The following is a 16,733-nucleotide window of genomic DNA, read 5'->3' as shown; positions in this document are numbered from 1 at the left end:
CTTCTGTGCCGTAGTCTCAAAGGCCCGCGATCACGTCTTTCAGACGCTCGCGGATCGCGTCGATCGGCTGAGTCGAATCGACGATGACGAAACGCTCCGGCGATTCCGCCGCGCGACGCAAATATTCGGCGCGCGTGCGCTCGAAGAAAGCGTCCGACTCGCTCTCGAACTTGTCCGGCGCCCGCGCGGCGGAGCGGCGGTCGCTCGCGGTCTCGGTCGGCACGTCGAAAAGCACGGTCAGATCCGGATGGAAACCGCCCTGCACCCATCGCTCCAGCGCTTCCAGCTTGTCGCGCGGCAGACCGCGCCCGCCGCCCTGATACGCGAAAGTCGCATCCGAGAAGCGGTCGGACAGCACCCAGTCGCCACGCGCGAGCGCCGGTTCGATCACCTGCGCCAAATGCTCGCGGCGCGCGGCAAACATCAGGAGCGCCTCGGTTTCGAGGTCCATCGGCTGATTCAGCAGAATGCCGCGTAGCGTTTCGCCGAGCGCGGTGCCGCCGGGTTCGCGCGTCATGACGACATGGTGGCCCCTCGGCGCGATTTTCCCTTCGAGCTGCTGCCGGAACCAGTCGAGATGCGTGGTCTTGCCCGCGCCGTCGATGCCTTCGAACGTGATGAAAGTGCCGCGCGCCATCATTGACCCCGGATGTACTTGTCGACGGCCCTGTTGTGGTCGCCCAGATTGTCGGAAAAGATGCTGCTGCCGTCGCCGCGCGCCACGAAATACAGCGCGCTGCTCGGCGCGGGGTTCAGCGTGGCGCTGAGCGCGGCCACGCCCGGCAACGCGATCGGCGTCGGCGGCAGGCCCATGCGCGTGTAGGTATTGTACGGAGTGTCCGTCTGCAGGTCCTTTTTCTTCAGATGACCTTCGTAGGTCGAGCCGAGTCCGTAGATCACGCTCGGGTCCGTCTGAAGCGGCATGCCGATGCGCAGCCGGTTCGCGAACACCGCCGCCACGAGCGGCCGGTCGGACGCCCGCCCCGTCTCCTTCTCGACGATCGACGCCATGATGAGCGCCTCGTACGGCGTCTTGTACGGCAGGTTGGGTGCGCGCGTCGCCCAGGCTTCGGCGAGGCGCTTTTGCATCGTGCGATACGCCCGCTTGTAGACGGCGAGATCGCTCGTGCCCTTGTCGAAGAGATACGTGTCCGGGAAGAACAGGCCCTCGGCGGATGCTTTGTCCACTTCGGTCGCGCCGATGGCTTTCAGCAAGTCGATGTCGCTCATGCCGGCCGTGTCGTGCGTGAGCGCGGGATTGCCGTCCAGTTCGCTGCGCATTTTCTGCAGCGTCCATCCTTCGATGACGGTCGCAACGTATTCGTTCACGTCGCCGCGCGCGATTTTCTGCAGCACCTCGTAGGGCGTGATGCCGCTCTTGAACGCGTAGTTGCCGGATTTGAGCTGCGCGGACAGGCCGAGCACGCGCGTCATCAGCACGAACAGTTCGGGCTCGACCGGCACGCCGCCGCGATTCAGCTGCGCGCTTACGCTGCGCAGGCTGCTGTGCGGCTTGATGGTGACATCGAGTTCGGCGGGGGACAGCGTCATCGGCCGATTGGCCCAGTAATAGACGCCGCCCGCGACGGCCGCTGCGAGTATCGCGACGAGCAGCGCCGCCACGACGCATTTCTTCAGGAAAGACACGACGATTAGAGGCAGTAATGGAGTGATGACGGAGAGGTGCGCGCCGGTCAGGTCAGCGCGCGACTTCCCTCTTGCAGCCCTTCGGCCGATTTCGACCCGTATTGTATAGATGCGGCCACGCTTCGGTCAGAGCGGACCGGTTGCAGAATGCGAACGATCGGGCGAACGCGGCACGGCACTTGCGACTCATTCAATTAAGCAGGCGATGAGCGTCTGCCTCATTTTTGGAGAACGACCAAGGAGGAAGAGATCATGAGCAAGGCGATGAGCACATTGATCGCGGCGGTTGCCGCGCTGACTCTGTCGGGCGGCGCGTTCGCGCAGGCGGGCGGCGGCGGCTCGGCGGGCGGTTCCAACGGCGGTTCGACGGGCAGCACGGCGAGCCCGGCCAACCAGGTCAATCAGGGCAACCAGGGCAACGGAGCGACGGGCGGCTACGGCTCACCGGGCGCGACCGGCTCCGCCAGCGGCATGTCCGGCGGCGCGCCGAACTCGGGGCTGCCGAGCAGCACGAACGGCACTACCACTACGGCTCCTGCCACGAGCAATAACACGCTCGCGACGCCGAGTGTGAGGTCGCCGGCGGGGCAGTAAGCGCTGACTAAGGCTGACGAAGACGGATGTGTGGCGCGGGTGATCGCGCCACTTCTATGAAAGCGGTAGCACGGAAGGCCGCACAAGCCGCTGCTGCCGCTTCGCGGCGTTCCGAGGATAACGGCGGGTGGAACGCCCGCCGCCTCTAATTTCAGCCACCGAAAATAACGAACAAGCGCGAGCAAGCGCACGCCGACCGGCAGGCGGCCGTCGCGGCACGGGCGTAGTCGGCCGTTTCGACTAGCGCCCCCACTCTGCGACGGGGCGCGCGGTCGATCGCCACGGAACGCACGGACCGCAAAAGCGAGTTTCCGGCACGTCTTTGGCCAAGCCCCCGGGCGGCGCACACAACACGATGCAAGAGCGACGGTCTCGGCAGAGCCTAGCAACGCATCGGCCGATGGCGAGAAGCGTCGACTGGCCGCGCATGCGAAGCGACTGCGGTGGCCCTGCGCAGACATGCTGCCTACGCCAACGCGATAGCCATGCGCCGCGATGCGTCGCCATCAGGCCGTAACCCGCCGATCCCCAGCCCTCCTGCGTGCGCCCTAAAAACACGCCCCGCCCAACCCCCATATAATGACTTGCCACCTGCGCGGGGCCGGATCGACCGGCCGCGCCTTTCGCATCGACACATCGTCCCTATGAATTCCCAGACCAGTTCCCTCGCCGCCGCCGATTTCGAAGCCGTCAGGACCGCGGGCGTCCACATGCCGCTCACGCAGTTCGGCGTGATCGACGTGAAAGGCGATGACGCCGTCGCGTTCCTGCATAACCAGCTGACCAACGACGTCCAGCATCTCGACGCCTCAACCGCGCGCCTCGCGGGCTATTGCTCGGCCAAGGGCCGCCTGCTCGGCTCGTTCCTCATGTGGCGCACAGCGGACGCCGTGCGTCTCCTGATCTCGCAGGACATTCAGGCGCCCGTGCAAAAGCGCCTGTCCATGTTCGTGCTGCGCGCGAAAGCCAAACTCTCCGACGCGACGCCCGAAGTCGCGGCCGTCGGTTTCGCGGGCGATGTGCGCGCGGCGCTCTCCGGCATCTTCGACGCGCTGCCCGATGGCATCCACGTCAAGGTGGAAGGTCCGCACGGCGCGCTGATCCGCGTGCCTGACGCCGCGGGCCGTCCGCGCTTTCTGTTGGTCGGCCCGAAAGCCGATATCGAGGCGCAGTTGCCGAAGCTCGACGAAACGTTGCGGCGCGGGCCCGCCGAACTGTGGGACTGGCTCGACATTCACGCGGGCGAGCCGCGCATCACGCAGCCGACCGTCGAGCAGTTCGTTCCGCAGATGGTCAACTTCGACGTGCTGGGCGGCGTCAACTTCAAGAAAGGCTGCTATCCGGGTCAGGAAGTGGTGGCGCGCAGTCAGTATCGCGGGACCATCAAGCGGCGCACGGCACTCGCGCATGGCGAAACGGCCGCGCCCGGCGCGGCGCTCTTTCATTCCGACGATCCCGGCCAGCCCTGCGGCATGGTCGTCAATGCGGCGCCGGCCGAAGGCGGCGGCGTCGATTGTCTCGTCGAAATCAAGCTCGCGGCGCTCGATAACGGCTCGGTGCACGTCGGCGCCGTCGACGGTCCGCGCCTCGACTTCCTGCCGCTGCCGTATGCGTTTCCGTCCGACGTCTGACCGCTCATGTGCCTGATCGTATTCGACTGGCAGCCGGACGCCCGCCCGGACGCGCGTTCCGGCGACGGTCGCGCGCTGCTGACGCTCGCCGCGAACCGCGACGAGTTCTTCCGCCGCGACGCCGAGCCGATGCACTGGTGGGCCGATGCGCCCGGCGTCCTGGCCGGCCGCGATCTGACGGGCGGCGGCACGTGGCTCGGCGTGAGCCGCGTCGGCCGCTTCGCCGCGCTGACGAACTATCGCGCGCCGAGCGAAATGCGCGCCGACGCGCCCACGCGCGGCACGCTCGTGAGCGCGTTTCTCGCGGGCGAGCGCGAAGCGCCGCTGGACTATCTGCGGCGCGTGGCCGAGCAAGGGCACCGCTATAACGGCTTCAATCTGCTGTGCGGCGATTTCGCGCGACGCGAGCTCGGCTGGTACGGCAATCGCGCCGACGCGCCGCCCGCGCTGCTCGAAGCCGGCGTGCACGGTCTCTCGAACAGCCTGCTGAACACGCCGTGGCCGAAGCTCGTCGCGCAGCGGCAGGCGCTCGCCGATCTGATCCATGCCGGCGAGCATCCGGCGCTCGACGTGCTGATCGACACGCTGCGCGATCCGCGTATCGCCGATGACGAACATCTGCCGTCCACCGGCATATCGATCGAGCGCGAGCGCGTGCTGTCGGCGGCGTTCATCGAGACGCCCGAATACGGCACGCGCAGCACGACCGCGCTGCGCGTGCTGCCGACCGCGCGCGGCTTCTCGCTGGCGATCAAGGAGCGCAGCGATGACGACGGCTCGCATCGCGTCGTCAGGCCGGGGAATGTTGAGCGGGCGTTTTCGTTTGAGATTGCGTGAGCGTGGCTTTTGGCGTCCGCGCCGCATCTGCGTTCGCCGCATCAGACACCAAACGGCTCATCGCGGCGATAACGGACGGCTCGCATCGCCGAGTTGGGGGACGCTCGACCATGCTGCGCCTGTGTTTTCGCATACGCCTCTCAGCGCCGCTACCGCATCCGCGCGCTCCTTCCGCACTTCTGGCACGAAGCCGCACATCCGGAAGAACGGGTGGATCAAGCACGGCGATAACGGACGTCTCGCATCGTCGAGTTGGGGGACGCTCGAAATTGCGCGCCTGAGCTCTCAAACGCGCCCTTCACCGCCGCTAGCGCAACCCCATGCGCCTGCGCCACTTCGGGCACGAACCGCCATGAAGAACACGCGAATCACGCGCGGCGCTGACGGACGGCTCGCATCGAGTTGGGAACGTTCGACCATCCTGCGCCTCACGTTTCGAACGCGCCTTTCGGCGCCGCTACCGCATCCGCGCACGCCTGCGCCACTTCCGGCACGAAGCCGCCCATCCTGAAGAACGCGTGGATCAAGCGCGGCGATAACGGACGGCTTGCATCGTCGAGTTGTCAAACGTTCGCGGTTGCCGCACCTCAGCTCTCCAACGCCCCCTTCAACGCCGCCACCGCATCCGCGTGCGCCTGCGCCACTTCCGGCACGAAGCCGCCCATCTTGAAGAATTCGTGGATCATTCCTTCGTAGCGCGCGAGCGTCACGGGCACGCCCGCGGCCGCGAGCTTCGCCGCATACGCGATATCTTCATCGTAGAGCGGATCATGGTCCGCTGCCGCGATCCACGCCGGCGCCACGCCCGCGAAATCCGGCTGGCCGCCCGCTGCATCGAGCGGGGCGAAGCGCCAGTCGTCGCGGTCGCGGTCGTCGCGCAGATATTGGGCGAAGAACCACTGAATCGTCTCGCCCGAAAGCAGATAGCCCTCGGCCAGCCGCGCATGCGAGTCGCTTCGCTGCCGCGCGCTCGTGCCCGGATAGATCAGCAGTTGCAGCCGCAACGCGATGCCCGCGTCGCGCGCGAGCACCGCGCAGACCGTGGCGAGCGTGCCGCCCGCGCTGTCGCCGCCGATGGCGAGCCGCGCCGGATCGATGCCGAGCATCGGCGCTTCCCGCGCGAGCCATTGCAGCGCGTCGAACGCGTCGTTCACGGCGACCGGAAACTTGTGCTCCGGCGCGAGCCGGTAATCGACCGATACCACCGCGCAGCGCGCGTCGTGCGCGAACTTGCGGCAAAGCGCGTCGTGCGTCGCGATGCTGCCCACCGTGAAGCCGCCGCCATGCAGATACAGCAGCGCGGGCGCGGGCTCAGCCCAACTCGGCGCGGCGGGATGATAGACGCGCACGCCGATCTCGGCGCCATCGCGCGTGGGGATACGCATGTCTTCGACGCTATGGAGCGGCAACGGCGCGATATCGAGAATGGGCGCGCTCATCGCATAGGCGGCGCGCGCCTTGCCGGGCGTGAGCGTGTGATACGGCGGACGGTTTGCGCGCGCGACCATGTCGAGGATCTGCGCGATCTTGGGATTGAGCGGCATCGTCACGCGTCCCGCTTGGTTTCGCCCTTGACCGACATCGGATCGCTCGGATTGCGCAGTTGCGCGATATCGTCGAGCCGCAGTCGAATCGACGCCATGATGCCCGGATGCGTGATCACATAGAAACGGCCTTCGCGGACCGCGTCGAACGTCATCTCGGCGATGTCGCGCGCCGAGAGCCGCCCGCTTTCCACCGCGCGCGTCAACTGCCGCGCGGCCATTTTCTGCGATGCGGTGAGCGGCGCCTCATTGGCCAGCGCGTCGGGCCGCGAGCGTTCGGCGTTTGCAATGCCGGTCGGCACGAACGCCGGGCACAGGAGCGACACGCCGATGGACGCGCCCGCGAGCCGCAGATCGTGATACAGCGTCTCGGTCAGCGCGACGACCGCATGCTTCGATGCGTTGTAGACGCCCATCGCGGGCGCGGCCAGCAGCCCCGCCACCGACGCCGTGTTCACGATATGCGCCGGTTCCGCGTGCTTCAGCATGATCGGCGTGAACGCGCGCACGCCGTTCGCCACGCCCATGACGTTCACGCCGAAGACCCACTGCCAGTCCTTCGCGGTGTTCTCCCAGACGAAGCCGCCCGCGCCCACGCCTGCGTTGTTGAAGAGCAGATGCACGCCGCCGTAGGCATCGAGCGCGGACTGGGCGAGCGCATCGACTTGAGCCGCATCGGAGACGTCCGTGCGCACGCCGAGCGCATCGCTGCCTTGCGCGCGCACGGCGTCGACGGTGGCGGCGAGCGCGGCGTCGTCGATATCGGCGAGCACGAGCTTCATGCCGAGCGACGCGGCCTTGTGCGCGAACTCGCGGCCAAAGCCGCTGCCCGCGCCGGTGATGACCGCGACCTTGCCTTCGAAACGATCCACGCGAATTCCTCTGCTGTCCTTAGATCAGCTTGACGAGTTGCTTGCCGAAGTTCTTGCCGCGCAAGAGGCCGAGGAACGCCTCCGGCGCGCTTTCGATGCCTTCTGCAATCGTCTCGCGATACTTGAGCTTTCCGGTCGCGACGGCAGCGCCCAGTTCCTTCAACGCCTGCGGCCACACGTCCATGTGCTCGCTGACGATGAACCCTTGCAGCTTGAGCCGCTGCGTGAGCAGAAGCGCGGGCGCTTTCATCGGCAAGGGCTTGCCGTCATAGCCCGAGATCATGCCGCACAGCGCGATGCGTCCGAACGCGTTCATGCGCGCGAGCACCGCGTCGAGCACTTCGCCGCCGACGTTCTCGAAGTAGCCATCGACGCCGTTCGGTGCGGCCGCTTTCAGATCGTCGCGCAGATTGCCCGCCTTGTAGTCGACGCACGCATCGAAACGAAGCGTCTCCACCACATAGCGGCACTTCTCCTCGCCGCCCGCGATGCCGACCGCGGTGCAGCCCGCCGCTTTCGCGAGTTGCCCGACGACGCTGCCGACCGCCCCGCTCGCCGCCGATACGACGACCGTCTCGCCCGCCTTCGGCTCGATGATGCGGTTAAGCCCGTACCACGCCGTCACGCCCGGCATGCCGACCGGCCCGAGATAGGCCGAAAGCGGCACATGCGTCGTATCGACGATCTGCAGGCCTTTGCCATCGGACGTGCCGTATTCCTGCCAGCCGAACATGCCGACGACCTTGTCGCCCGGCTCGAACGCCGGGTTGCGCGATTCGATCACTTCGCCGACCGTTCCGCCGATTATCACTTCGTCGAGCGGTTGCGGCGGCGCGTACGACTTCGTGTCGTTCATCCGTCCGCGCATGTACGGATCGAGCGAAAGATAGTGATTGCGCACGCGCACCTGGCCTTCGCCGAGCGGCGCGAGCGGCGTTTCGACGAGCCTGAAGTTGTCCGCCGACGCTTCGCCCTGCGGGCGCGAAACGAGCAGTATCTGACGATTGATGTTGGCGTTTGCCATAGGGAGTCTCCTGATCAGGCGTCGCTCGGTCCGGGCGTGGCCGCCGGATCGGAGCGCAGTTTCTGACGCACGACGTCGCGGCCCACCGCGAGCCGCTTCATGTACTTGAACGTGCCGAGCGCCTTCGCCACGAAGTGCCCTTCGCTGTCGCGGATTTCGCCTTCGCAGTAGGCCATCGTCGTGGACCGATGCAGCACGCGGCCGTAGCCGCGCAACTCGCCGCGCCCCGGCTGCATGAAGTTCACCTTCATCTCGACGGTGACGACGCCGACGCCGTCGCCCGCGACACTGCGCGCCGCGATGGCGAGCGCCGCGTCGAGCAAGGTCATCGTGACGCCGCCATGCGCGATGCCCCACGTGTTCAGATGCGCTTCGCTGAGCGGCAGGCGCACTTCGCCTTCGCCATCGACGGCTTTCACGAGTTGCACGCCGAGCGCGTCGATGAACGGGCTTTCGATTGCGATGGCGTGGTTCGCGGGTTGTTTCTGCGTATCGGTCATCGCGATCACACTTCGTAGTCGAGGCATTGACGCGCTTCGTGAACCGCCGTCACGAAGTCCTTCACCGCGAGATGCTTCGGGTGCGTTTGATACGCCTGCAGCGAAGCGGTGTCGTCGAAGTCCGAGACGAGCACGACGTCATACGTGCAGTCGAAGCCCGGCTGCGCGATGCCGACCTCGAAGTGTCCCTGCCCTTTCACGAGGCTGCGGCAGGTTTCGAGCTTAGTCTTCAGCTTTTGCGCGTTCTCCGCGCGACTGGCGCCCTCGGCGGTCTCTTTCAACTTCCACATGACGATGTGACGTAGCACGGCGGCTCCTGTAATGCGAATGAACGAACGAAGCGCCAAGCGTAGCAAAAATCGCGAGCAGCCTTAGCCGGCGTCATCGTCCGACCGCACCCGCGCGACGCCCGCCGCGCGCATGTCGGACCACGCGCGGTCGAGCGAGCCGTTCAGGTCGATGGCGCGGCACGCGTCTTCGATCACGCTCGCCTCGAAGCCCGCGGCGCGCGCATCGAGCGCGGACCACGCGACGCAATAATCGGTGGCGAGTCCTGCGAGCCATACGCGCTTCGCGCCCACTTCGCGCAGATAGCCGGCGAGTCCGGTCGGCGTCGCGCGATCCGCCTCGACGAACGCCGAATAGCTGTCGACGCGCTCGTGATGTCCCTTGCGCACGATCAGCCGCGCATGAGGCACATCGAGGTCGCGATGCAGCGCCGCGCCCTGCGTGCCCTGCACGCAATGCGGCGGCCACAGCACCTGTTCGCCATAAGGCATCGCGATGGTCTCGAACGGCGCGCGTCCCGCGTGATTCGCCGCGAACGACACATGCGACGCCGGATGCCAGTCCTGCGTCAGCACCACATGCGAGAACGCCTTTGCCAGCCGGTTGATGACGGGCACCACTTCATCGCCCCGCGCGACTGCAAGCGCGCCGCCGGGCATGAAGTCGTATTGCACGTCGACGACAAGAAGCACTTCTTCCGCTGATTTCATTCGGCACTCATGCATTGAAGCGGCCGTTGATGGCCGCCAGTTCGATGATGCGCGCAGCCGGCTGCCACGCTTCGCCGTTGCGTTGCACGGCGTACTTGCGCATGGCGCGCTCGACGTTCGGCAGGCCGAGCGTGTCGGCATGAAACATCGGCCCGCCGCGCCAGAGCGGAAAGCCGTAGCCCGTCAGATACACGATGTCGATATCCGATGCCTTCGCCGCGATGCCTTCTTCCAGAATCTTCGCGCCCTCGTTGACGAGCGACAGTACGAGCCGCTCGACGATCTCGTCGTCGCTTAGGTCGCGCCGCGCGATGCCCTGTTCCTTCGAATACGCGACGATCATCTCAATCACTGCCTGCGACGGCTTCGCCTCGCGCGAGCCCACCTCATAGTCGTACCAGCCCGCGCCGGTCTTTTGCCCGAAGCGGCCGGTCTCGCACAGCCGGTCCGCGACGCCGGAATAGCGCATGTCCGGCTGCTCGCGATAGCGCCGTTTGCGGATCGCCCAGCCGATGTCGTTGCCCGCGAGATCGCTCATGCGGAATGGACCCATCGCGAAGCCGAACGTCTCGATTGCGCGGTCGACCTGCGCCGGCAGCGCGCCTTCTTCGAGCATGAAAAGCGCCTGCCGCAGATATTGCTCGACCATGCGGTTGCCGATAAAGCCGTCGCACACGCGCGCCACCACGGCCGTCTTGCCGATCTTTCTGGCGAGTTGCATGACGGTCGCGAGCACGTCTTTCTCGGTCTTTTGGCCGCGCACCACTTCGAGCAACTTCATGACGTTGGCAGGACTGAAGAAGTGCATGCCGATTACATCGCCCGGACGCTGCGTGAATGATGCGATCTTGTCGAGATCGAGTGTCGACGTATTCGACGCGAGGATCGCGCCGGGCTTCGCGATTGCGTCAAGTTGACGGAAGACTTCCGCCTTCACGTCGAGGTCTTCGAACACGGCTTCGACGATCAGATCGGCTTGCGCGAGATCGGCGTAATCGAGCGTCGGATGCACGAGCTGCATGCGGGCTTCGACCTGTTCCGGCGTGAGCTTGCCCTTTTTCACCTGCGCTTCGTAGTTGCGCCGCACGGTCGCGAGGCCGCGATCGAGCGCATCCCGTTTCGTTTCCAGCAGCACGACCGGCAAGCCCGCGTTGATGAAGTTCATCGCGATGCCGCCGCCCATCGTTCCTGCGCCGATCACGCCGATGCGTTCGATTTTTCGAACCGGCGTAGACGACGGCACATCGGCGATCTTGCTTGCTGCGCGCTCGGCGAAGAACGCATGCCGCAGCGCGAGGCTTTCAGGCGTCTGCACGAGAAAGAGAAAGCACTCGCGCTCGAAGGCGAGCCCGCGATCGAAGCCTTCCTTCGCGCCCATCTCAATGGCATCGATGCACTTGTGCGGCGCGGGGAAGTGCCTGGCTTTCTCGGCAATCGCCTGGCGTGCGGACTCGAAGCAACGCGCGGCATCGTGATGCGTAATCGGGCGATCGCGCACTTTCGGATGAGCACCGCCTCGTTCGGCCATGCGTCGCGCGAAGCCGATGGCCGCATCCAGCAAATCGTCTTGCGCCATTTCGTCGAAGAGCGCGGTGTCGGCGAGCTTTTCGGATCGCACCGGCGTGCCGGACACGATCATGTCGAGCGCGCGTTCTAGTCCGACGACGCGCGGCAGACGCTGCGTGCCGCCCGCGCCCGGCAGCAGGCCGAGCTTCACTTCCGGCAGCGCGATCTGCGCGCCCGGCAACGCGATGCGGTAATGCGCCCCGAGCGCGAGTTCGAGCCCGCCGCCCATCGCGACCGCGTGGATCGCGGCGACGACCGGCTTCTCGCTGCCCTCGACGGCCTTGATGACGGTGGCGAGCGTCGGTTCCTGCGTTGCTTTCGGCGTGTTGAATTCGGTGATGTCCGCGCCGCCCGAGAACGCCTTGCCCGCGCCGATCAGCACGATCGCATGCACCGACGCATCGCTTCCCGCCCGCTCGATGCCCTCGACGATGCCAAGCCGCGTCGAATGTCCGAGCCCGTTGACCGGCGGATTGTCGAGCGTGATGACGGCGACGCCTTCGCGGATCGTGTAGTCGACTGCCATGGATGTTCCCTCTCGCGTGATGGCTCATTGTGGGCGATCGGGGAAAAATACACAAAGACGAACGACCGTGCAATTCGGCTGTGCCCTCGTGCGCTGCGAGCAGGAACGCCCTGCGGCGCGAGGCTTGTCAGACGGCCTTTTCTTCCGCGACCGGCAGCACATGATCGCGGTACTGCTCGCGCAGCCGCACCTTCTGGAGCTTGCCCGTGGCGGTATGCGGCAACTCGTCGGCGAACACGACGTCATCCGGAATCCACCACTTCGCGACCTTGCCTTCGTAGAACGCGAGCAATTCGTCGCGCGTGAGCGTCGCGCCCGGCCGCAGTACGGCGACGATCATCGGCCGCTCAGTCCACTTCGGATGCGAACACGCGATGCACGCGGCCTCCGCCACTTGCGGATGCGACATCGCGATGTTTTCCAGATCGATCGAGCTGATCCATTCGCCGCCCGACTTGATCACGTCCTTGCTGCGGTCGGTGATGTGCATGAAGCCGTCGGCGTCGATGGTCGCGACGTCGCCGGTCGGGAACCAGCCGTCGACGAGCGGGGATTCGTCGCGGCGGTAATAGCGGTCGATGATCCACGGCCCGCGCACGTAGAGATCGCCGAACGACTGGCCGTCCCACGGCAGTTCGCGGCCGTCGTCGCCGACCACTTTCATGTCCACGCCGAATAGCGCATGCCCCTGCTTTTCGCGCGATGCGCGCTGCTCCTCCGGCGTGCGCTGCTTCTGGCGGAACGACAGCCGCGCGAGCGTGCCGAGCGGCGACATCTCCGTCATGCCCCACGCGTGAATCACTTCGACGCCGTACTCTTCTTCGAACGTGCGCAGCATCGCGGGCGGACACGCGGAGCCGCCTATGACGGTGCACTTGAGCGTCGTGAAGCGCTTGTCCGCCTGCTTCATATAATTCAGGAGTCCGAGCCAAACCGTCGGCACGCCCGCCGAAAACGTGACGCCTTCGGCTTCCATCAGTTCATGGAGCGACTTGCCGTCGAGGTCCTTGCCCGGAAACACGAGCTTCGCGCCGACGAGCGGTCCGGCATGCGGAATGCCCCACGCATTGACGTGGAACATCGGCACGACGGGAAGAATGGCATCGCTCGACGAAGCGCCCATCGCATCGGGCAGCGCGGCGGCGTACGCATGCAGCACGGTCGACCGATGCGAATACAGCGCGCCCTTCGGATTGCCGGTCGTGCCCGACGTGTAGCAGAGAAACGAGGCTTGCCGTTCGTCGAGCATCGGCCATTCGAACACGCCGTCCTGCGGCGCGATGACGCTTTCGTAGCTCATCACGGGCACGCTCATGTCGCCGAGATGTTCGGCGATGCACGCCGCATCGCCCAGTGCGATCCAGCCCTTCACGTTCGGACAATGCTGCGCAATGCGTTCGACGAGCGGCCAGAACGTCATGTCGAAGAAGACGTACGAATCGTCAGCGTGGTCGATGATGAAGGCGATCTGATCCGGAAAGAGCCGCGGATTGATGGTGTGGCACACGGCGCCCATGCCGCTCACGCCGTAATAGCACTCCAGATGCCGATAGCCGTTCCACGCGAGCGTGCCGATGCGCTCGCCCTGTTCGACGCCGAGCGCGATGAGCGCCTGCGCGAGTTGCTTCGCGCGCTTTTCGCAATCGCGATACGTGTAGCGATGAATGTCGCCCTCGATGCGCTTCGACACGATCTCCGTATCGCCGAAGTGGCGCGCCGCATGCGAGAGCAATGACGACGCGAGCAGCGGAATGTCCATCATCTGACCGTAAAGCGGCGACGCCATGTGTGAAGTCCTCGACGAATGGATGCTGTGACAGCTGCCCGAGTGCCGCCCTGCAGGCCCGCGGGCGCGGAATTACAATATCGTTTAACTCAGAGGCGCTCAACATGTCGTTTTCCCCAAGCAATGCCGTGCGCGCAACGACTGGCGCAGCCGAATCGGAACCTGGCGCGCAGTCGATGCCGCAGTCGATGCAAGAAGTCGCCGAGTCGATCCTAAGCAACCGTCCCGGCTCGTTCGCCTCGCTCGGTCCCGCGTTTCTCACCCGCCTTCCCGCCACGCCCGTTCCCGATCCGTATGTCGTCGCCGTGTCGCGCGAGGCGGCCGAACTGCTTGGCTTCGACGCGCGCATCGCAGAAGAAGAACCGACCGCGTTCGCCGCTTACTTCGCGGGCAACCCCACGCGCGAGTGGCCGCCCGAGGCGCTGCCCTATGCCGCGGTCTATTCGGGGCATCAGTTCGGCGTGTGGGCCGGTCAATTGGGCGATGGCCGCGCGCTCACGCTCGGCGAAGTCGATCGCGCGGGCGCGCGCCTCGAAGTGCAGCTGAAAGGCGCGGGCCGCACGCCGTATTCGCGCATGGGCGATGGCCGCGCGGTGCTGCGCTCGTCCATCCGCGAATTCCTGTGTTCGGAGGCGATGCATCATCTCGGCATTCCGACGACGCGCTCCCTCGGCGTCATCGGTTCCGACCTGCCGGTGCGCCGCGAGACCATCGAGACGGCGGCGATCGCCACGCGCATTGCGCCGAGCTTCGTGCGCTTCGGCAACTTCGAGCACTTCTATGCGAACGAGCGTGTGGACGATCTGAAGACGCTGGCCGACCACGTCATCGAGCGTTTCTATCCGCAGTGCCGCGACGCGGACGATCCGTATCTCGCGCTCCTCGATGAAGTCGTGCGACGCACGGCGGAACTCATGGCGCAATGGCAAGGCGTGGGCTTCTGCCACGGCGTGATGAATACCGACAACATGTCGATTCTCGGCCTCACCATCGACTACGGTCCGTTCGGCTTCATGGACGGCTTCAACGCGCATCACATCTGCAATCACTCGGACACGCAAGGCCGCTATTCGTATAGCCGGCAGCCGCAGGTCGGCTACTGGAATTTGTTCTGTCTTGCGCAGGCGCTCGTGCCGCTTGTCGGCGCCAAGCTGCCGGAAGAAGGTCGTGCGGAACGCGTGGTCGAAGAAGCGCAGAAGGCGCTCGAACGCTACAAGACGTATTTCGCGCCCGCGCTGGAAGACAAGATGCGCGCAAAGCTCGGTCTCGAAACCGCGCGCGAAGGCGACGACAAGCTCGCCAACGGCCTGCTGGAAATCATGCATGCGAATCGCGCGGACTTCACGCTGACGTTCCGCAATCTGTCGAAGCTCGCGAAAGCGGATGCATCGGGCGATGCGCCCGTGCGCGATTTTTTCCTCGATCGCGCGGCGTTCGACGCCTGGGCCGTGCAGTATCGCGAGCGCCTCGCGCACGAACCGCGCGACGACGCGGCCCGCGCCGCGGCGATGAATCGCGTGAATCCGAAGTTCGTGCTGCGCAATCATCTGGCCGAGCAGGCCATTCGTCAGGCGAACGAGAAGGATTTCTCGGAAGTCGCGCGCCTGCTCGACCTGCTGCGCCGCCCGTTCGACGAGCAACCCGAAAACGAGGCGTACGCTGGCCTGCCGCCGGACTGGGCGAGCGATCTGGAAGTCAGTTGTTCTTCCTGAGCCCGCCCCCAACTACACAGCCCAGAGCAACGAAAGGAAGACCATGAACCGAGACGACACCCCCGGCGCCACCGAACATCCGCTGCAAAAGGACGACGCGGTTTACCGCCGCGAACTCAACGAAATGCAATATCAGGTCACCCGCCATGCGGCGACCGAACGGCCGTTCACCGGCGAGTACTGGGATCACTTCGAGCGCGGCGTGTACGACTGCGTGTGTTGCGGCACGCCGCTCTTCGAATCCGACACCAAGTTCGACGCCGGCTGCGGCTGGCCGAGCTACTTCAAGCCGATCAACGGCGAAGTGATCCAGGAAAAGACCGACCGCTCGCACGGCATGCTGCGCATCGAAGTGCAGTGCAAGAACTGCGGCGCGCATCTCGGCCATGTGTTCGAGGACGGCCCCGCGCCGACCGGCCTGCGGTATTGCATCAACTCGGCTGCGCTACAATTCGAACCCAAGTAACCGGGTTCAGCCTTGAACGGACACGGGCCAGCACACTCGCTCGTGGCCGACGCCTGACCCGCGCCCGCTCTCCCGAGCGGGCGTTCGTTTAGCGTCATCGCGCCCCGCATCGCACCATTCGCCTCATCTTCCGGACGCCAATGAAATTCCTGTTCGATCTGTTTCCGATCATCCTCTTTTTCGTCGCTTTCAAGATATGGGGCATCTATACGGCGACGGCCGTGGCGATCGCGGCGACGCTCGTGCAGATCGCGTGGGTCGCGTTCCGGCACCGCAAGGTCGATCCGATGTTGTGGGTAAGCCTCGGCGTCGTCGTCGTGTTCGGCGGCGCGACGCTCGTGCTGCATAACGACACGTTCATCAAGTGGAAGCCCACTGCCCTCTACTGGCTCTTCGCGTTCGCGCTGATCGTCGCGCAACTCGGCTTCAGGAAGAATCTGATCGAAGCGATGATGGGCAAGCAGATCGTGCTGCCGCATCGCGTATGGGGACAGCTGAATATCGCGTGGGCGGTGTTCTTCGCGCTGCTCGGCATCGTGAATCTCTTCGTCGCCTATCACTTCACCACCGACCAGTGGGTCAACTTCAAGCTCTTCGGCGCGACGGGCTGCCTCGTGCTGTTCATCGTCGCGCAGAGTTTCTGGCTCGCGAAGTACATGAAGGAGGACAACCAGTGACCGCTCCGTTCGATTTCATGGCCGCCAGCGCGCAGGACAAGATCGCGCATCTCGAAGCGCGGCTGAATGCCGCGCTCGATCCGCAGTCCGTCCATATCGAGGACGACAGCGCCGCGCACGCGGGCCACACAGGCGCCGCGTCGGGCAGTCACTACACGGTGACGATCGTCGCCGAACGCTTTGCCGGCAAGGCGCGCGTGGCGCGGCATCGGCTGGTGTATGATGCGCTGGCCGAAGAAATGCGGCGCGGCGTGCACGCGCTCGCCATCCGGGCTTATACGCCGCAAGAGTTCGCAGAACAATTCGAATAAATCGCGGTTCGGCCCGATCTCGCTAAACCCGCCTTTGAAGGC

Annotated in this window: 17 protein-coding genes; 7 read left to right on the top strand and 10 right to left on the bottom strand. The window is 65.5% G+C overall.

The window, feature by feature from the left end:
• Positions 1–16: 16 nt before the first annotated feature.
• A complete protein-coding gene (gene tmk, locus LDZ26_RS06350; protein ID WP_244848638.1) occupies positions 17–637 on the bottom strand; it encodes a dTMP kinase in 621 nt (206 codons plus the stop codon).
• A complete protein-coding gene (gene mltG / locus LDZ26_RS06345) occupies positions 637–1,647 on the bottom strand; it encodes an endolytic transglycosylase MltG (RefSeq protein ID WP_206468128.1) in 1,011 nt (336 codons plus the stop codon). The genes tmk and mltG overlap by 1 nt, the downstream gene beginning before the upstream one ends.
• Before the next feature lie 252 nt (positions 1,648–1,899).
• Between mltG and LDZ26_RS06340 the strand changes: the two genes are divergently transcribed.
• The 3 genes from LDZ26_RS06340 to LDZ26_RS06330 all read left to right on the top strand — a co-directional run bounded on the left by LDZ26_RS06340 (position 1,900) and on the right by LDZ26_RS06330 (position 4,709).
• Positions 1,900–2,241, top strand: coding sequence for a hypothetical protein (locus tag LDZ26_RS06340; RefSeq protein WP_244848637.1), 342 nt, complete (start codon positions 1,900–1,902; stop codon positions 2,239–2,241).
• A 644-nt stretch (positions 2,242–2,885) separates the two neighbouring features.
• Positions 2,886–3,872: a folate-binding protein YgfZ gene (locus LDZ26_RS06335; RefSeq protein WP_244848636.1), complete on the top strand. Its 987-nt coding sequence runs from the start codon at positions 2,886–2,888 to the stop codon at positions 3,870–3,872.
• Between the two features lie 6 nt (positions 3,873–3,878).
• Entirely contained in the window at positions 3,879–4,709 is an 831-nt protein-coding gene (locus LDZ26_RS06330) for an NRDE family protein (RefSeq protein WP_244848635.1), read from the top strand.
• A gap of 587 nt (positions 4,710–5,296) precedes the next feature.
• Here LDZ26_RS06330 and LDZ26_RS06320 read toward each other — a convergent pair.
• From LDZ26_RS06320 to LDZ26_RS06285, 8 genes are all read right to left on the bottom strand, one after another.
• Positions 5,297–6,253, bottom strand: coding sequence for an alpha/beta hydrolase (locus LDZ26_RS06320; protein ID WP_244848634.1), 957 nt, complete (start codon positions 6,251–6,253; stop codon positions 5,297–5,299).
• A 2-nt stretch (positions 6,254–6,255) separates the two neighbouring features.
• A complete protein-coding gene (locus tag LDZ26_RS06315; protein WP_244848633.1) occupies positions 6,256–7,125 on the bottom strand; it encodes an SDR family oxidoreductase in 870 nt (289 codons plus the stop codon).
• Between the two features lie 19 nt (positions 7,126–7,144).
• On the bottom strand, positions 7,145–8,149 hold the full coding sequence (locus LDZ26_RS06310) for an NADP-dependent oxidoreductase (protein ID WP_244848632.1): 1,005 nt from the start codon (positions 8,147–8,149) through the stop codon (positions 7,145–7,147).
• Between the two features lie 14 nt (positions 8,150–8,163).
• On the bottom strand, positions 8,164–8,649 hold the full coding sequence (locus LDZ26_RS06305; RefSeq protein ID WP_244849031.1) for a PaaI family thioesterase: 486 nt from the start codon (positions 8,647–8,649) through the stop codon (positions 8,164–8,166).
• A gap of 5 nt (positions 8,650–8,654) precedes the next feature.
• On the bottom strand, positions 8,655–8,957 hold the full coding sequence (locus tag LDZ26_RS06300; protein WP_244848631.1) for a Dabb family protein: 303 nt from the start codon (positions 8,955–8,957) through the stop codon (positions 8,655–8,657).
• A 63-nt stretch (positions 8,958–9,020) separates the two neighbouring features.
• Positions 9,021–9,647 carry a bifunctional nicotinamidase/pyrazinamidase gene (pncA, locus tag LDZ26_RS06295; protein WP_244848630.1) on the bottom strand — a complete coding sequence of 209 codons (627 nt, stop codon included), beginning with the start codon at positions 9,645–9,647 and terminating at the stop codon, positions 9,021–9,023.
• A gap of 7 nt (positions 9,648–9,654) precedes the next feature.
• A complete protein-coding gene (locus LDZ26_RS06290) occupies positions 9,655–11,739 on the bottom strand; it encodes a 3-hydroxyacyl-CoA dehydrogenase NAD-binding domain-containing protein (RefSeq protein WP_244848629.1) in 2,085 nt (694 codons plus the stop codon).
• 127 nt (positions 11,740–11,866) lie between these two features.
• Positions 11,867–13,525: a 3-(methylthio)propionyl-CoA ligase gene (locus LDZ26_RS06285; protein ID WP_244848628.1), complete on the bottom strand. Its 1,659-nt coding sequence runs from the start codon at positions 13,523–13,525 to the stop codon at positions 11,867–11,869.
• A gap of 176 nt (positions 13,526–13,701) precedes the next feature.
• Between LDZ26_RS06285 and LDZ26_RS06280 the strand changes: the two genes are divergently transcribed.
• The 4 genes from LDZ26_RS06280 to LDZ26_RS06265 all read left to right on the top strand — a co-directional run bounded on the left by LDZ26_RS06280 (position 13,702) and on the right by LDZ26_RS06265 (position 16,691).
• The gene (locus LDZ26_RS06280) at positions 13,702–15,237 is read left to right on the top strand and encodes a YdiU family protein (protein ID WP_370650669.1); all 1,536 of its coding nucleotides are present in this window, start codon (positions 13,702–13,704) and stop codon (positions 15,235–15,237) included.
• 43 nt (positions 15,238–15,280) lie between these two features.
• Entirely contained in the window at positions 15,281–15,703 is a 423-nt protein-coding gene (msrB, locus tag LDZ26_RS06275) for a peptide-methionine (R)-S-oxide reductase MsrB (protein WP_175940290.1), read from the top strand.
• 140 nt (positions 15,704–15,843) lie between these two features.
• Complete coding sequence (locus tag LDZ26_RS06270; RefSeq protein ID WP_244848627.1) at positions 15,844–16,380, top strand: septation protein A; 537 nt, start codon at positions 15,844–15,846, stop codon at positions 16,378–16,380.
• Positions 16,381–16,397: 17 nt separating this feature from the next.
• Positions 16,398–16,691 carry a BolA family transcriptional regulator gene (locus LDZ26_RS06265; protein ID WP_175940650.1) on the top strand — a complete coding sequence of 98 codons (294 nt, stop codon included), beginning with the start codon at positions 16,398–16,400 and terminating at the stop codon, positions 16,689–16,691.
• Positions 16,692–16,733: the final 42 nt, after the last annotated feature.

The organism is Caballeronia sp. SL2Y3, assembly GCF_022879575.1.
Lineage (GTDB): Bacteria > Pseudomonadota > Gammaproteobacteria > Burkholderiales > Burkholderiaceae > Caballeronia.
Note: the sequence above shows the minus strand (reverse complement) of the source record. Positions and strands in the feature narration are given on the sequence as shown.